Annotated in this window: 17 protein-coding genes, 3 tRNA genes and 1 pseudogene; 3 read left to right on the top strand and 18 right to left on the bottom strand. The window is 37.9% G+C overall.

The features are described 5' to 3' along the window. Positions 1–40: 40 nt before the first annotated feature. Positions 41–490: a hypothetical protein gene (locus tag MKX41_RS30495; protein ID WP_340974487.1), complete on the bottom strand. Its 450-nt coding sequence runs from the start codon at positions 488–490 to the stop codon at positions 41–43. Positions 491–693: 203 nt separating this feature from the next. After that, positions 694–1,380 (bottom strand): hypothetical protein, encoded by a 687-nt coding sequence (locus MKX41_RS30490; protein ID WP_340974485.1) that lies wholly within the window; start codon positions 1,378–1,380, stop codon positions 694–696. 356 nt (positions 1,381–1,736) lie between these two features. On the opposite strand from MKX41_RS30490, the gene MKX41_RS30485 reads away from it, so the two are divergent. After that, entirely contained in the window at positions 1,737–3,560 is a 1,824-nt protein-coding gene (locus MKX41_RS30485; protein WP_340974483.1) for a recombinase family protein, read from the top strand. Between the two features lie 124 nt (positions 3,561–3,684). On the opposite strand, the pseudogene MKX41_RS30480 reads toward MKX41_RS30485, so the two are convergent. The 6 genes and pseudogenes from MKX41_RS30480 to MKX41_RS30455 form a co-directional block, all read right to left on the bottom strand. Beyond that, positions 3,685–4,545 (bottom strand): annotated as a pseudogene (locus tag MKX41_RS30480) (CpaF family protein); the annotation flags it as partial. After that, the gene (locus tag MKX41_RS30475) at positions 4,538–5,701 is read right to left on the bottom strand and encodes a hypothetical protein (protein ID WP_340974482.1); all 1,164 of its coding nucleotides are present in this window, start codon (positions 5,699–5,701) and stop codon (positions 4,538–4,540) included. The gene MKX41_RS30475 and the pseudogene MKX41_RS30480, both read right to left, overlap by 8 nt. A 187-nt stretch (positions 5,702–5,888) precedes the next feature. Then, positions 5,889–6,323, bottom strand: coding sequence for a DUF6526 family protein (locus MKX41_RS30470; protein WP_340974481.1), 435 nt, complete (start codon positions 6,321–6,323; stop codon positions 5,889–5,891). Positions 6,324–6,338: 15 nt separating this feature from the next. Further along, on the bottom strand, positions 6,339–7,268 hold the full coding sequence (locus MKX41_RS30465; RefSeq protein ID WP_340974480.1) for a copper amine oxidase N-terminal domain-containing protein: 930 nt from the start codon (positions 7,266–7,268) through the stop codon (positions 6,339–6,341). A 74-nt stretch (positions 7,269–7,342) separates the two neighbouring features. Next, on the bottom strand, positions 7,343–7,762 hold the full coding sequence (locus MKX41_RS30460) for a thiol-disulfide oxidoreductase DCC family protein (protein ID WP_340974479.1): 420 nt from the start codon (positions 7,760–7,762) through the stop codon (positions 7,343–7,345). 93 nt (positions 7,763–7,855) lie between these two features. After that, entirely contained in the window at positions 7,856–8,134 is a 279-nt protein-coding gene (locus MKX41_RS30455; protein ID WP_042124803.1) for a hypothetical protein, read from the bottom strand. Positions 8,135–8,473: 339 nt separating this feature from the next. Here MKX41_RS30455 and MKX41_RS30450 point away from each other — a divergent pair, with 339 nt between their 5' ends. Beyond that, positions 8,474–8,953, top strand: coding sequence for a glutathione peroxidase (locus MKX41_RS30450; protein ID WP_042124801.1), 480 nt, complete (start codon positions 8,474–8,476; stop codon positions 8,951–8,953). A gap of 174 nt (positions 8,954–9,127) precedes the next feature. Here MKX41_RS30450 and MKX41_RS30445 read toward each other — a convergent pair. Beyond that, a tRNA-Leu gene (locus MKX41_RS30445) sits at positions 9,128–9,210 on the bottom strand. Positions 9,211–9,293: 83 nt separating this feature from the next. Beyond that, on the bottom strand, positions 9,294–9,659 hold the full coding sequence (locus MKX41_RS30440; RefSeq protein ID WP_340974476.1) for a helix-turn-helix domain-containing protein: 366 nt from the start codon (positions 9,657–9,659) through the stop codon (positions 9,294–9,296). Positions 9,660–9,890: 231 nt separating this feature from the next. Between MKX41_RS30440 and MKX41_RS30435 the strand changes: the two genes are divergently transcribed. Further along, entirely contained in the window at positions 9,891–10,514 is a 624-nt protein-coding gene (locus MKX41_RS30435) for a hypothetical protein (protein WP_340974475.1), read from the top strand. 75 nt (positions 10,515–10,589) lie between these two features. Here the strand turns inward: MKX41_RS30435 and MKX41_RS30430 are convergent. The 8 genes from MKX41_RS30430 to MKX41_RS30395 all read right to left on the bottom strand — a co-directional run bounded on the left by MKX41_RS30430 (position 10,590) and on the right by MKX41_RS30395 (position 15,275). After that, a tRNA-Leu gene (locus tag MKX41_RS30430) sits at positions 10,590–10,672 on the bottom strand. Between the two features lie 6 nt (positions 10,673–10,678). Next, positions 10,679–10,750, bottom strand: a tRNA-Glu gene (locus MKX41_RS30425). Positions 10,751–10,834: 84 nt separating this feature from the next. After that, positions 10,835–11,695 carry a cation transporter gene (locus MKX41_RS30420; RefSeq protein WP_340974473.1) on the bottom strand — a complete coding sequence of 287 codons (861 nt, stop codon included), beginning with the start codon at positions 11,693–11,695 and terminating at the stop codon, positions 10,835–10,837. 448 nt (positions 11,696–12,143) lie between these two features. Then, positions 12,144–12,680 carry a class I SAM-dependent methyltransferase gene (locus MKX41_RS30415; RefSeq protein WP_340974472.1) on the bottom strand — a complete coding sequence of 179 codons (537 nt, stop codon included), beginning with the start codon at positions 12,678–12,680 and terminating at the stop codon, positions 12,144–12,146. 19 nt (positions 12,681–12,699) lie between these two features. Next, positions 12,700–13,176 carry a hypothetical protein gene (locus MKX41_RS30410; RefSeq protein ID WP_340974471.1) on the bottom strand — a complete coding sequence of 159 codons (477 nt, stop codon included), beginning with the start codon at positions 13,174–13,176 and terminating at the stop codon, positions 12,700–12,702. Between the two features lie 18 nt (positions 13,177–13,194). Next, positions 13,195–14,103, bottom strand: a complete 909-nt coding sequence (locus MKX41_RS30405) for a GIY-YIG nuclease family protein (RefSeq protein ID WP_340974469.1) — start codon at positions 14,101–14,103, stop codon at positions 13,195–13,197. A gap of 105 nt (positions 14,104–14,208) precedes the next feature. Continuing rightward, complete coding sequence (locus MKX41_RS30400; RefSeq protein WP_076298368.1) at positions 14,209–14,745, bottom strand: hypothetical protein; 537 nt, start codon at positions 14,743–14,745, stop codon at positions 14,209–14,211. An 83-nt stretch (positions 14,746–14,828) separates the two neighbouring features. Continuing rightward, on the bottom strand, positions 14,829–15,275 hold the full coding sequence (locus MKX41_RS30395; RefSeq protein WP_340974466.1) for an oxidoreductase: 447 nt from the start codon (positions 15,273–15,275) through the stop codon (positions 14,829–14,831). Between the last annotated feature and the right edge of the window lie 249 nt (positions 15,276–15,524).

The raw sequence follows: 15,524 nt of genomic DNA, 5'->3' as shown, positions 1-15,524 counted from the left end.
AAATATTGTAAAAACATAATAAGTTATTGGGGTTTCTTCACTACAGGATACATTCCAATCTCTCATCCACTTTTTCAGTTAAGTTATATGCTGACTTAATTTGTTCAAGTGTAAATGGAGTTGTCTCAAATTCAATACACTCTTCAAGAGTAGTAATCATTTCATTATACTTTTCTTTATTAAAATTTAAAAAAAGCATACGGGCAGCAATTTCTCCTTTAGATAATTGTGATTTCATAATTTTTGAATCTAATTCACTTATTTTTTTTCTGTATTTAGTAATAAGATTTTGTAGTTGTTTCTTTTCTGCTACGCTATGAATTAATCCGAACATTTGTCTGCACTCTACAATTAATTGAAGTTTATATTTATACTTGGCTTTTTCCATATGCAGATGCACCTCACTTATAGCATTTACACAAAAATCACCTGTTTGTTTTTCAACTTCTCTCATATCCAATTCTTCTGCATAATTAGCAACTACGTTCATGTTCATTCTCCTCGTTTTTTATTATTAAATACCTTTTGAATAATTGTTTATATAGTTTCTTAGAGTTTATTCTTCTTCTCGTAATAACCTGATCTTCTCTCTCAAATCAGATTTACTCATTTCCTTCATTCTTGCTTTTGAAAGAAGTTTTAGATTTCACTATTATCACCCTTTTAGTCTTCAGTTCATAAAGCATTCGTTATTCACAAAACCTTATGTTTTACTAATACTTCCCCCAAATCCTTATAGAAGGATAGAAGTTTTTCGTTAGGGAAAAGTTCTTGAGACTCCCAATTTTCCTCATCAACACTATGATAAGAATTTAAATAGTTGATTATGCTCTCCAACGCATTTAAACCACTAACTTCAAACTTCATTGCGTAATCTAAGTAATTATTTAATCTACTCACAATGAACTCTTCAGGATTTCTATCTTTGAATATCTCGTATTTTGTTGCACTGTCTAAAGCCCAAACACGTTCTAGTAATTGGCTAACTCTTTCTTTGTAAGAATTCATTTTTATAACCTTGTTTAACTCAGAGTATAAAAATTTCAATTCGTCTTCGTACGTATCCTCGTCTAAATCGTGTAATAATTTACCCCCATTATCCATATCGTACACCCGTAGTTCATCGATGCGATCATCCCACTCCATCGTTTCGATATGATGAATTTTAATTTTCAACTCGTCTATATATGTTAGTTCTTTTTGAAAGTACTCCATCGAAAGACCTTTAAAAATTTTTGATAACTCTGGAATATACTTTGATGGAATTTCCCTATTCCCCTTAAGCCACGCACTAATGTTAGGAGGTGAAATCTTTAATTTCTCCGCTAGATCCTTATTTTCCACGTTAAAAACCTGACAAACATATTCTAATCCAATCATTTTGTCCAACTCCTCATTTGTTAATTTAGTATTCCTAAGAACACAATAACTGAATATTTGTAAATTGTAAATGATAAAAGTTAATTTTGATTAATTATTAACATTGTGATACTATAGCAAAAACTTCTTACTCACAGAAATAAATAAAGTCTCCTAAGCTATAAACTCACAATCAGAGCCTACTACCATTTCTCCACAAGCGTTTTTATACACAACGTAGGGTTTAACATTATCATCACCCTAATTAGCTTAGGAATACTTTTAGCCGCATCAGAAAGTCTGCTGGTCTGATTAGAAAAAACTGTTTATACTGCTGCATTAGTTAACATGACCATATCCATGAAAGGAGTCAAATTATGATTATGAGAGCGACATTTTATGCAAGAGTAAGCACAAACTCGGAGGATCAAAAAAAATCAATTGATTCTCAAATACAATTTTTCAAAGATTATATACAGAAAAATGATTTTTCAACTGTCCAATGCGGTCTTTTTTGTAGAAGTGATGGTACTGCAGAAGTTACGAATGGCTATTATGTTGATGAAGGATTCTCAGGGGCAAAATCTTTTAAGTACAGAGGTGCCTTTCAACAAATGATAAAAGATGCAAAAGCACGAAAATTCGATATTATATTCGTCAAAGATATGAAACGTTTCGGTAGAAACGTACAAGAAACATTAAAGTTCATTGGTGATTTAAAAGAATTAGGAATTGGAGTTTACTTTGATAATATTAATGCGTCTAGCCTAGAGAGTGAGGATAACTTAAAAATACAGTTATTTGCGGTTCTTGCTGAGAATGAATCTACCTCCAAGGGGACAAGTGTTCAGTGGGGTAAAAAGGTAAAATACGCTCAAGGAATATGGGGAGGTCGTGAACCATACGGCTACAATATCAAGAATGGTAAGTTAGTCAAAAACGAAGAAGAAGCTTTAATTGTAAAAGAGGTCTTTAATTTGTATCTAAACGAAGGTATGGGTTTATATAATATTGCTAAAATTTTAAATTCTAAAGATACTCCTACTAAGAGAGGAATAGCGATTTGGGGTCAAAGTTTAATTTCTAATATGCTAAAGAATGCTGTATATACTGGGGAGATTCGACTTCATAGAACAAAAAAAATTGACATCAATCGCAATATTATAGAAAAAGTCCCTAGAGAAGATCAAATAGTTGTATACGATGAAACGCTTAGAATTATTGATGATAATTTTTTCGAACTAGTTCAAATCGAAAAAGCAAAACGATTTGAGCAATTTGGTAATTTCAAATATAAGACTATTACTATCGAAGATGATGACGGGAATAAAGTGGACAAGCAACAACGAACCATTATTAAAGGTAAAAGTAGACATTCAAACAAACATTTATTTTCCAACTTACTAGTATGTGGTAACTGTGGAGGCAGCCTCAGAAGAAGAGTACAAAACAATAAAACCAAAAGTTATACTTACTGGTTTTGCAGAAATAGTGAGCTTCATGGAAAAACAAAATGCTCGTATCGTAATGTTCAACACGAACATAGTCTTACTGAATTTGTAAAAGAAAAGATCGATAATTATCGTACTACTCCTAATAAGAGAAAGTATTATCTGGATACAATTTTGAAGACAAAGTATAACGCTAAAGATATCGAAACAAAAAAACAAAACCTTCTAGATGAAATTAAAGAGATCAATCTAGATATTGATGGAATTATTAGATTAGCAGGGAGAGATTTAATTAATGACGATGACTTCAAAACTAGAAAGAAACAATTTGATTCTCAATTATTCGAAGCAGAATCCAAACTTAATCAACTCATTTATATTGATAAGGAGATAAATAGTCTTAATGAGCAGTTCAATAGGTTCACAAACTTTTTAGAACAGGTAGATGTTGAGAATCTTACAAATGGAGTCTTGAGAAAGATTGTACATAAAATAACTGCCGAAACTCATGATGAGCCCATCTTCCCAGGAGCAGCCTTTGTAGAAAAAACGTTGGATATTGAATGGAACTTCCTTGATACTACCGAAAAAGAGATACTGAGTGAGAGTTTTAAAAGAGTTAGAAAAATAATTACAAACAGAGAGAATAACCAATTAACGGATGAAATGATTGAAAAATCAGCTAATGAAGCAAATAGAAGACCAACAGAAGATGAAATTTTATGTAATTTAGAAAGATATCATGAATAATAAAAAGCAGAGAACCCAAACTATCTTTTGACAACACTTGGGCTCTTTGCTTCTTTATTATGTTATCAATTATTACTGCAATAAGTTTGTTCCGTTTCCTAAAAAATATTACCTATTTTATAAACATCGCCTGTAGCATATCGAGGCATTCAGCTCCCCGTACCTCACCCACAACAATTCGATTGGGTCTCATCCGCAGCGAAGAACGAATCAAATCTCGAATGGAAATCTCCCCTCTGCCTTCCGTATTCGCGTTCCTAGTCTCCAGGGAAACAAGATTTGGCACCGTTACAATCTGTAGCTCAGCAGAATCTTCTATTGTGATGACCCTCTCCTGTGAAGGGATAAACTGAGATAATGCATTTAGAAAGGTGGTCTTCCCCGAGCCCGTTCCCCCGCTTATAAAAATGTTGTATTTAGCAGCTACTAAGATTTGCAGTAGCTCTGCTGCTTCCAGGCTTAAAGCTTCACGGCTCACCAATTCATTCATCGTCATCGGCTTCTCCGGGAATTTACGTATGGTCATCGCTGGTCCCTTCAGTGAGACTGGCGGAAGTACAATATTCACACGGGATCCATCCTTCAACCGGGCATCAACGATAGGAGAGGAGTCATTTACTACCCTGTTAACACCGGATACTACCGTTTGGATAATGTCTTCCAGCCTGCTGCTGGACTCAAATTCCAAAGGAAGACGACGAATCTGACCCTCCTCTTCTATAAAAATCTCAGTATGACTATTGATCATAATCTCCGTGATCGCCGGATTATCCACTAATGGCTGAAGCACATCCAACCCTCGGAAGGAGTCAAATAGTCTCTTAACTAACTCATGCTTCTCCTGTGCTGTTAAGTAACGGAGGCTTTCACTTTCTAGAATCGTTCGTTCGATAAACCCAGTAAGTTCACGGTTTCCTACTGCAGAAGTCACATCAAGCCCTGCACGAATCTCACTACGCAGCGCCCTGAACATCTCCTCATTCATGGATATTCTTCCCTGTAAAAACTAATGGGAGTGCTGGCTCTACAATCCGCTTGCACAACTGCATGATCTCCTGCTGAAATTGTGGAGAGTTCAAAAAGAGCTCTTCACGGTGTTGCAGCGTCCATGATGGGATAAAGGGACATACGCCTTCAATGATAATTCCTTCAGGAGGCACCCACTCTTCCAAACGATCCACTGCAAAATTCACTACAAATTTACTCTTGTCCATCACATGGGGGGACATGCCAGAGTTAGGAGCGGTGCAATGCGACAGCCATCTCATAGTCTTATACATGCTTACATCATCATTTTTCAGGACCCAAAGTAGAACCCCACTTCGCTGCAGCACAGCTTTCGCACGCTCTTCCTCGATGCTGCCGGTGTCCACAATAACAACATCAAAGTTTCTCTCCGCAACCAGCCGCTCTAACAAATCCAGCGTATCTTGCAAAGTCATCTGCAGCATTTCCTTCACATTAATAACTGGTCTGAAAGCAGCAGTTCGGAGGTGATCATATCTAATGAAGTATTGTCCTAATTCAATCGTATCCGCTTCATCCTTGTCTCGATTAGCCTTTATTTCATATAGCAGTCGCTCTAGTCCAGCCGTATGACCTGTAGGGATTCTGAGAAACAACCCACTGCTGTCTACACTCTCAAGGTTCAGATAAAACACCGAAAGGCCCATTTCACCAAGTTGCTTCGCCATATTCAATGCTATCGTTGTTTTGCCCATGTTGCCGCTAGCAGAAACAACCCCCAGCAACAGCGTTTCATCTAGCACAGAAGATCCTCTACCTCTCTGAACTTCACATAACTGGAGAAATGCACCCAGGAGGGAAGGAAGCGCCTGATATTTGGCAATCATCACTCCCCCTCCCAGGCTTTTAGAACTCTTACCGAGATAACCTCCATCCTCACTCAAAACTGCCCATGGAACCGTGCTTTTCCCCTCTACTAGCCAAGCCTCGATAAAAGAAGAGTCCCCCACAACAGCATCCGGGATGTCTTCTCCCCTCATAAATTCGATAAAAGCATCCATTCGGCTAAAAGCCGTAATACGCAGCATTTCTCCGTACTCACTGTGATGAAGATAGTGCAATAATGGTTCGATATATTGACTTTCACGCACTGCGAGCACAATCCTTGCCGCCATGAAACCACGCTCCTTTCGATAAGAAGAAATCCATTATTTCCTCAAAAAAAGACAGCAAAAAAAGCACCGACAATAACCGTGGATACGGTAATTGAACGGTGCTTCCGTTACTATTCCTTTAATTTACAGCTATAGTAGCATATATATATGAAGGCAGCAATAAGTTTTTTCGCACACTAGCTGGATACTACACTCTCATCTTATCTTCGCGCCAGTTTTTAATGGCAGACCGAATATCAGCAGGAATGAGCTTCTCCTTCACCGCCCGTTGACACAGTCCTGGAAACTCATCATCACCCGCATAACGTAGCGCTATAATTTGGGCTATTTCAAGCTCTGGGCTCAAAGCTTCGCCTGTCAGACGGAAATAGCGGAACTGCTCTTCCACTCTCACCACGCGGTCCTGATTTTTTGTCGCATATATACGAATTCTTGTAATCGCAAAAAGTAAGCATAAGGACATCCCGAATAATAGCAATGGCACCGTTAAAGCACCATCATCACGTATCTCTTGAACAGCATAAATCGCCGACCACACAAACAAAATTAGCGCAAGCGGCATCGTCACAAAATGAAAAGGCCAATCAAAACGCATAAATCCCTTGGGCTTGCCTTTATTCATAATTCATCTCCATATTTAATATGACTTGTAGAGCGCTAAAAGCTCCGTCTCGCCGGGAATAGCCACGATAAAGGGCTTGTTGTTCTCCCAGTTCAGCGACTTCCCTGATACTTTAGTCGTTCCATCCGCATTAACGATTCCGCAAATAATCTGACTTCCCCATACACTCGTATAATAATAGGCATAGGATGGGGCTAAAACAGGGGCTTTACCATATTCCTTTGCAATGGGGTGTCCGAATATCGCGGTAAAATCTTTTTTATCAGCCTCTTTCGAATTGTCCAAATCTGCTTCCCATACGACTGTTCTAATGTTGTCTTTAATCTCATAATACGATACAAAATGCCCATAGATTATGAAATATCCATCAGATCTGCCTTCAGGAAAATAATACGACATAGACAACGCTTCATTATCACCCGTTAATTGGGACGGTTCTCTTTCTTCAACCGGGAATTGTAAAGCAGCAATGCGGGAAACTACCAAGTCCCTACTATTATAATTCTGCACAAGCTTCGCATTTGCACGTTCCTGAACCCAGACAGTATTCGTAGTAGCATCTACCGTTACTCTTGCTCCAAGAGCTTCCGCAATAAATCTCAGCGGCACCGTAACTCTTCCATCCATGATGCTAGCAGGTGCATCCAGTTGTACAGATTCGGAGTTCTTCCACGCCGTTCGAGAACCCACAGCAAGCATAATCTTCATGGAGTCTCTAACGATCGTTACTTGCTTTGTACGGGCTTCCCACTGAATAGAAGTATTCTTGAAGCTCTCAAAAGCCTTCAGCGGAACCATCGTCTGTCCAGAGACGATTTGCACGCCATAATTCACGCTCGAATTATTCACCATTACCTTGAGCTTAGCATCTGCGGATACCGTTCCCATCGTACCTAAAGAAACTAGCATAACTATTAATAGATAAAGCCCTGCCTTTCGCAACATCCCTTCGCCCCTCGCTAAATGTCCTTAATTATACCAAATTATGGTTACATTATAACATCTAGCCAAATCCCAGATTACAAAAATCTTTGTTTAATCTCCGGTGTTGGGAGTAGACACTGCTCATCGCGCCCGAACCAACGGTAACGATTCCTTGCAACATAGCGGTAGAGGGTATTCCGTATTGGGCGCGGCACTATAATGAAGATATACGCAGCAGGCCAAGGCCATCTCAATCTACGTGCAATCCGCAGTACAGCAGCCGACTCTGTATAATACACACCGTTCTCCAGCAATACAACTGTGTTCAACTGCCCAGGTTGAAGTCCAGCCTCACTCATTAGCTTAGCGGCAATTTCACTTTGTAAAGGGGCGAATAGAAATTTAGCCTTGGGATCACGCGGGATGATGAAACGAATCAAACCTTGGCAAAGATGACACACCCCATCAATCAACACAATGGACTTATTTTGCATAATGTTCAGCTCCTCGTTCATAGCTCCCCCTCCCTATAAATATAAGTGTATCGCATATTTTGGGTAAACAAAAACGCGGGATAGAATCCCGCGCCAACATGTACCGTTCTTTAATTATTCAGCAATTGCCTTTTCAATCCATTGATCACCGATCATTTGTCCTTCGAAATCAGCAGTGAATGCCTCCATGCATTTACAGATGAAATCTTTGCGGCAAATTGGACATGGAGTTTTAAGCAGGCGGCTGATGTTCGTCATTTTCCATTCCGGAAACCGATTATAAAACGCACGGCACTCCGTTCCATCAGCAAGCTTGATAATGAACTCGTACAATCCTTCCTTATCGTTGCTGCTGGCTTTGGTCACATTCGTAATATTCGGTCTGTAAGACATCTTCATCACCCATTATTTAAATTTTTGGTTGTAAATTGCACACGCAACATATTCTCAGATACTTAGACATATTAAAGAATTTTAAGAGTGATGTCAACCAAAGACGCCTAACACGGAGGCTATTTATTGCTCTTTTCTGATCAACGCCTTTATTCAGTCATTATTTCCATAAAATATATACAGATACATTTAATTTATGATCATTCATTTTGCTGTGATTTGATAAACCGAATGGGCGTTAATGGTTCATAGAATTTTCTTATTTGGCTCACCCTCATAAATAGTGTACAATTAAATTGCGATAAATTAAAATTAGGAATTACAAAGGAGGTGGCATCCATGAGTATTTATGATTTTGAGGTCAACACTCTTCGGGGTGCAGAAGAATCATTGTCCAAGTACAAAGGTAAAGTACTCCTTGTTGTGAATACAGCTAGCAAATGTGGGTTTACGCCTCAGTATAAAGGGCTTCAGGAAGTGTACGAGAAATTTAAGGATCGTGGATTTGAGGTACTTGGTTTTCCAAGCAATCAGTTTGCTGGCCAAGAGCCTGGCGAAAGTGATGAAATTGCAGAATACTGCGAGATTAACTATGGGGTAACTTTTCCAATGTTCGAGAAGATTGATGTAAAAGGTGATGAAGCACACCCATTATTCAAATACTTATCAAAGGAAGCACCTGGTGTTCTAGGCTCAAAAAGCGTGAAATGGAATTTCACCAAGTTCCTGGTGGATCAAGAAGGCCGTGTCCTTAAGCGTTTTGCTCCTAAAACTACTCCTCAGCAGATCGAATCCTATATCTCCAAGCTTCTGAAATAATCCATTCAATATGAAATTTAAAAAAAGGATACTGGCCACATCACTCAGCCCACTAGGTGATATGCGGTCAGTATCCTTTTGTCTTTAATCAATATACGAACATACAGCTTTCCGATTGCTCGTTAAGCATAAAAAAGAAGCCTTGCATCGCAAGGCTCCTTTCGTCATTCTGTATGCGGTAGAGAGGACTCGAACCTCCACGGGTATACACCCACTACCCCCTCAAGATAGCGTGTCTGCCATTCCACCACTACCGCGCGGTGAGATAAAACATAAAACTTTGTTTGAGGTCAACATTCATTATTATAAATGTACTTCCCCGAAATGTAAAGGCGTTGATTTAAGAATTTTCGTCAGCCCATTTCTGCTTACGATATTCAGTGAATGCTAGGTATTCCTTAATGAATTCCTTTTCCTCTGGACGCAATTCATTCGTTCGATCTTCATTCAACTTCGCTTCTCCGAAATCATAGTCCTCATTGCTCTCTTTCAATATTTCAGATGTATTTCTACCTAAAATAAGCCAGTCCAGACTTACATGAAAAAAAGCGCCGATCTCAATTAATTTATGTGTTCCCGGAGTAGATTTGCCCCGCTTCCAATCTCCCATATTACCTGTGCTTATATTTAACTGCTCGCAGAATGATTTCTTGGTGAGACCTTTTTGCTTAATTAAGTACTCTATACGTTCGTATATGGTCTGCATCCGTAAACCGCCCTTCACAAAAAAAATAAAAAAAGACTTATTTAAGTAATTACCTATTGCAAAATAACGTAAAAAAGTATATAATTGGTGTTACTATGTATTATCCGATTATATCATATGGTTAGAGTGACGATAAGAGGCGACTCAGGTGACAAGTGTCTGATGTAATGCCGTCTGACCCCCTTAATTAACATGTCATCCCGAAGGATCTCTAGGAGGGAGCGGTGACTTTTGTCAAAATGCTTATCATCTTCCATTATCCATTCACTTGAATATCTGCCGCACAATGCAGTGGTCATCAACAGCCAAGGAGTTATCCAGTTCACCAACAGGAAGTGGAAAGCATTTAGTCATGAATATGGCCTCTCCCCTCACAAACAATGGATTGGAGCTTATTATTCGGAGCTTCTGCAAGATGTGATCATCGATTCCGATCAATGGGCCAAGCTTTATGATTCGGTGAAAATTATACTCCGCAGAGAGCAACAGATTTATACCTCTGAGTTCATCATACAAACCGCCTATAAAGGGACGCGTATCTTTCGATTGGAAATCTATCCGCTACTCTCTGATTATTATCTAGAAGCTGCTTTTATAATTTCTCTATATGATTTGGGTGTATTTATAGAAGGAACTAAAATGTCGGGGATCACAAGCAGCTGTTCGACATGTCAGCCAACACAAGAGTTAATCCCCATCTGCGCTTCCTGCAAATCCATTCGAAATTCTAAGGATGAATGGATCAACATTGAACATTTTTTAAAACATCAGCTTTCTCTGCAATTCACCCATGATATTTGCCCAGACTGTGTCAGACAGCTCTATCCCCAATATGCAAGAGCCTTCAAGAACTAATCAACTTGTCTAACCCTATAAAAAAAAGTAAGAAAACCTCTGCGAAGCAAAGGATTTCTTACTTTTTTATTTGTATGCGGTAGAGAGGACTCGAACCTCCACGGGTATACACCCACTACCCCCTCAAGATAGCGTGTCTGCCATTCCACCACTACCGCATAATATGACCCGTATGGGATTCGAACCCATGTTACCTCCGTGAAAGGGAGGTGTCTTAACCCCTTGACCAACGGGCCTTAGCAAGGTTGTCTTAACGTGACAACAAAAATTATGATACCAGAAATATAAGGACATGGCAAGCACTTTTTTTTCATATCACTTCAGCCTATAGCATTCTTCGATTCTTCAATCATCTCTATATCCCAATCACGTCTAATCCTTGCCTTGATCACCTCATATTGTTCCCTGGAGTCGCTGTGTATCTCATGAACATAAAGAAGCTTCCTTCTAGGACCATGATCCTCGTAACGAATAAGTTCAATAGAAAGATTCACGCCGCAAGACTGTATAGTTTTGATTAGCTTTCTCCTAACAAAAGGATAATGCTTAGCAATCAGTACGAGATGCATATGTAGCATCATACCAACGCCGATCAACGCAGCAAGCCCGCCAAAGATCAGTCCCGCAAGACCGTTATAATAAGACATATCCCCTTGATGTGTAAACGAAAGTATAGCTGTCTGTGTAAGAACGAGAGATATTAAAGAGGCCGCTAGATTGGATAACTTGATTGCCGAAACGGCTGGCGCTTTTCCTTTTCTCATCATAACGATCGACCCATGCACCGCCATAACAATTTCTACAAAAGTCATGCATGCGATGGCGAGTGCTACATTCTTCGAATAACTCACGGAACTGCCATACAAAAATAACAGCAAACAATAGATGATAAAAACAACGCTAGACGTAGTTAAGATGACTCCAACCTTGAAATAACTCTTATATTCTTCTCTACCGTAACCGTAGGGATGTGTTTCGTCAGGCAGCTGCTTCCCCGCGTAATGTCCCTTGACCGCCGTTGCCTTCGCCAAGGCCAGCCCTACATTGTAAAAAGCATATATGCATAAGAAGACCGAGGCAGTGTATAACCCTACAATCATTTTCCCAACGGCCATAACAATGTTCATATAGTACGATACTTTTGCATAGGTGATTGAACGTTCTATTTTCCTATAATCCATGTTCCTCACTCCCGCCAACTAACAAAAAAAGAGCCATAATAGGCTCTAACTTGTGTGCTCTGTCAAATAGGTTTATAACTTAACATACTATTTTGAACAAAACAAATGCTTTTTCTTACAACCAGATTAAAAGATAACTTTACACTTTAACCATCAATTTCTTCTTTAAGCGGGTTACGAACAGCTCCATCAGAACGGCTAGGACTAAAATGAAATACGTTATAGCCCCAATCTCAATATTCCCGATGATCAGCTCTGGCGAAGACTTCGTAGAGTTCCAGTCAAAATGAGAATGGCCCGAATATGAAATAGCAAACCAAGTTGCGAACAATTTATTATTGCTATATCTTTATCTGACCTTATTCTAAGTTGTTCTTAACTATTTTTCATATATGTAATCGATAAATCCTTGCCGTATCCATTCGCCTTCAAACTTTCTTTCAAGCACTCAATCTTCTTTATATATTAATTGCATATCAGAAAACATAGAGTCCGCCTCATCATAATCATAATAAGAGTGAATTACTAATTCATCATCTTCCATTTGCTCATACTGATGTTCTCCTAAATCAACTCCGTCACCGACTCGAAAATCCTTGATAGTTAAAAAATTAACAAATATTAATCCACCAGGTTTTAGCACCCGTTTCAATTCATTTATTGCTTCTTTCACATCTTGTTTTCTCATATGAAAAATAGAGTTATATGAATACACGAAACTCATCGACTCATCGTTTAATGCCAACTGTCTCATGTCACCCTGATGTATGTTTAAATTCTGCCCTCTTTCTGCTGCGAACTGATTAGCTCTGTTCATTTGTTCAACATTCATCTCTATTCCGTATGTAGCGTATCCATAATTCGCAAACAAACTTAGTGGAGGAGTATCCCCTCCTGCCCCGCAATCTAATATGGTCTTTTCCATGCCACTTTCATTACATAATGCCAAAAACCTGTACAAGGGTATTTGTTTAAAAAGCTCCATGTTAATCCACTCCTTTGACTTATATGATTTTCCGTCTTAAATGTTTTTTATAGATTTTTAATACAAATTCTTTCTCTACAAAATTATCATCATATCCTTCTATCGGTAGGCCATTATGTAAAGAGGAATTTATAAAATCTTCTAAAACTTCTTTTTTATCTCCCGTATATTGAATCGAGCAAGCAAATGGTAGTGCTTTGTTTACATCTGATATTAAGTTGAATCTCAACTGGCTCGCCATTAGATCAAACCACAGGTAAAAGATCATACCATTAGCTGAATTTGATCTATCGATCTGTTCTTGTCTATTTTCAATTACTTTATTTATGAAATTGTCGAAATCATCAATTAAATTTTCTTTCACCAAGTCAGGTTGAATTGTAATTCTCCACATATTTGTCTCAATTTCTTTTTGAATATCAGATTCTGATGACCCAATGTATAATTGATCTGTAATTATTTCTTCTAGATTTTCAAAGTACTCATCTTTGTTCATGTAACGTACTCCTTATATTCACGAGTCTTCTTCATTGAATCCCCCTTCAAACTTCTTCTCTTGATTTTGCTTAAATGTTTTTCCGCTAGAATCGACCCACTCTACAGGACCAGCGGCTTGACGACCTAGCACAACAGCTGTTGCCGCGCTAATACTTGAGAAAATAGCATTCTCCTTGAATATATATAACTCTCCTCCGTCAATTAGGACCCCTGTTTCTATTAGTTTATTTCTTTGTTTAACCCAGCCTTCTGAAATAGAATTTGATGTAACTTTACTGCTTTGAGATCCAGATAAAACTACATAGCCCTTTTCTGTTTCAATTAATTTTGCTAATACTTTCTTACTTTTTGCCGTATAAACAATTTCGTTATTACTTTCTGTCTGCTTCAAAACACTAACATCTTCGGATTGCTTTATTGTAGACGGAACTAAAAACATAAAATTCACTACAGGTAAAATCAGTTTGATTTGTTCTAAAAAATATCCCATATCTGAAATATCTGCCTCTGGTAATGTTGTCAATTCTGGTTGTATGGTATTATCAATTTCAGCAGTCTTAGCATCTTTCGCCAAAGTAATAATCCTAGACTCTAAATGCTTTATATGAGATTTTGTTAGCATTTCATCTTTACTGATAAAAGCTACAATTTCAGTAAAATCCCTATCTGAATCAGCTAAATGCTGTTTAAGCCGCTTTCTTAAATTCTCAGCTTCTCCTATATATATTCGTTCGTTGTAATTTTCGTTATTCGGCATTGATTTTAATATATAAATACCTGGTCGGTTAAACTCCTGTCTTTCTATTATTTTTGGTAGTGATGATCTTTGCGAGTAAACTGCTTTACCAGACCAATTTCCAATTTCAATAGTTCTAGGGCCTGTTTCAGAACCATCAACAAGAAATATCGTTAATTTCTTACCCATATGTATGTATTAGTCTCCTTCTAAAATCGATTTCTATAACGTTCCTACATTCGCAATCACAAGAAGCTCTCCGAACCCTTCAGACCTAGGGTCATTTAACCTTCTTCAAATATTGTAATCTTCTATTCTCTTTATTTTTATTTCTTGTATTATGTCTTTATATTTTTCAAGATCGAATCGAAATTCTAATTCATTGGATATCATTAAACTTTGGAGTTCTTCTAGTCTCTGTATTAATTTTTCCGAAAAATCAATTATATCACTCCATGAAAAAACAAATCTATTAGTGCTCTTAATTGTTTTATCCTCGTATGGAGATTGTTGCGTTGTCCAAATCATCGCTTCATTATCATGTACAACATCCACATAATACCCTCCGCAACCGAAAATACCACAAGTACAGGTAAACATGGGGTAATGCCCCGGATAACATAATGATTCAAAAAAAACATCTTCTACAAACACTTCATCTTTATCTAACTTATGGCCATTTATATCTAAAGAAATGCACCATTTAATAACAGGCATTAGTACCCTTTTGTGTTTAGATATATTCTTATATTCATTCCTGCTGCTTATCTCAATCTCAATGGATAATAAATCTTGTTTATTATCTTTGCCCTTTATTAAAAAAGACTTCATAATCCACCTCAAGGTTGTTCTAATTTGAAAAGTCGGAGACTTAGCCTCACAGCTTTTCCGTCTGCAGAATACTTCTTGAAACTTTATTGAATCCCCGCAGTTCCAAATGTCTCTCTAATAACTTTTTCGTATTCATCCCATTTAAAATAAAAAGGCCCAACATCAATAGCTTTATTGCTGGGTTCCAGTTTGAAATCTCTCCATATGATTAGATTCTCTTCTTTCTCAATAAATACGGATATAAAGCCACACTCTTCATCTCCACACCAAGGGCAGACTAATATTGGGTATCTGTAGTACATATATTCATGCATTTGGTTTAATAAAAAATAGTTAATCATTTTCCTTTGATGCTCTTCACTCCCCCACCCGAGGGATGGAACCATGTCATGTCTTTTCAGCATTTGATAAAGAGACCTGCCATCAAGTATTATGTCGGCAAATTTGGTATTTTTATTTCCTTCTTGATCAGGATCAAAGCTATCATATCTACTTGAAGGTTTAGTTTGTAATTGATTTATATTTTTCATGTTCCCTCCGTTATATGAATGCTGTGTTAGCCGATGTAACTGGCATCTTGAGACTGATTCAGTAATATTCGCTTTTCTCACTCCATTTACCTTCCAAAATATAGAATTTGATCACTGATAATTCAGATTAAAAAAGACAAATCACACATCCGCGTGATCTGTCCCCAATACTTCCTCTAATCCATATATGTCGCATTTAGCCACTGCAAAATAAATTTACACAACAAAAAAAGAGCCCCCATAATGGAA

This window comes from Paenibacillus sp. FSL R5-0475 (assembly GCF_038004585.1).
Classification (GTDB): domain Bacteria; phylum Bacillota; class Bacilli; order Paenibacillales; family Paenibacillaceae; genus Paenibacillus_AQ.
The sequence above is the reverse complement of the archived record's forward strand: the minus strand, read 5'-3'. Positions and strand labels throughout refer to the sequence as shown.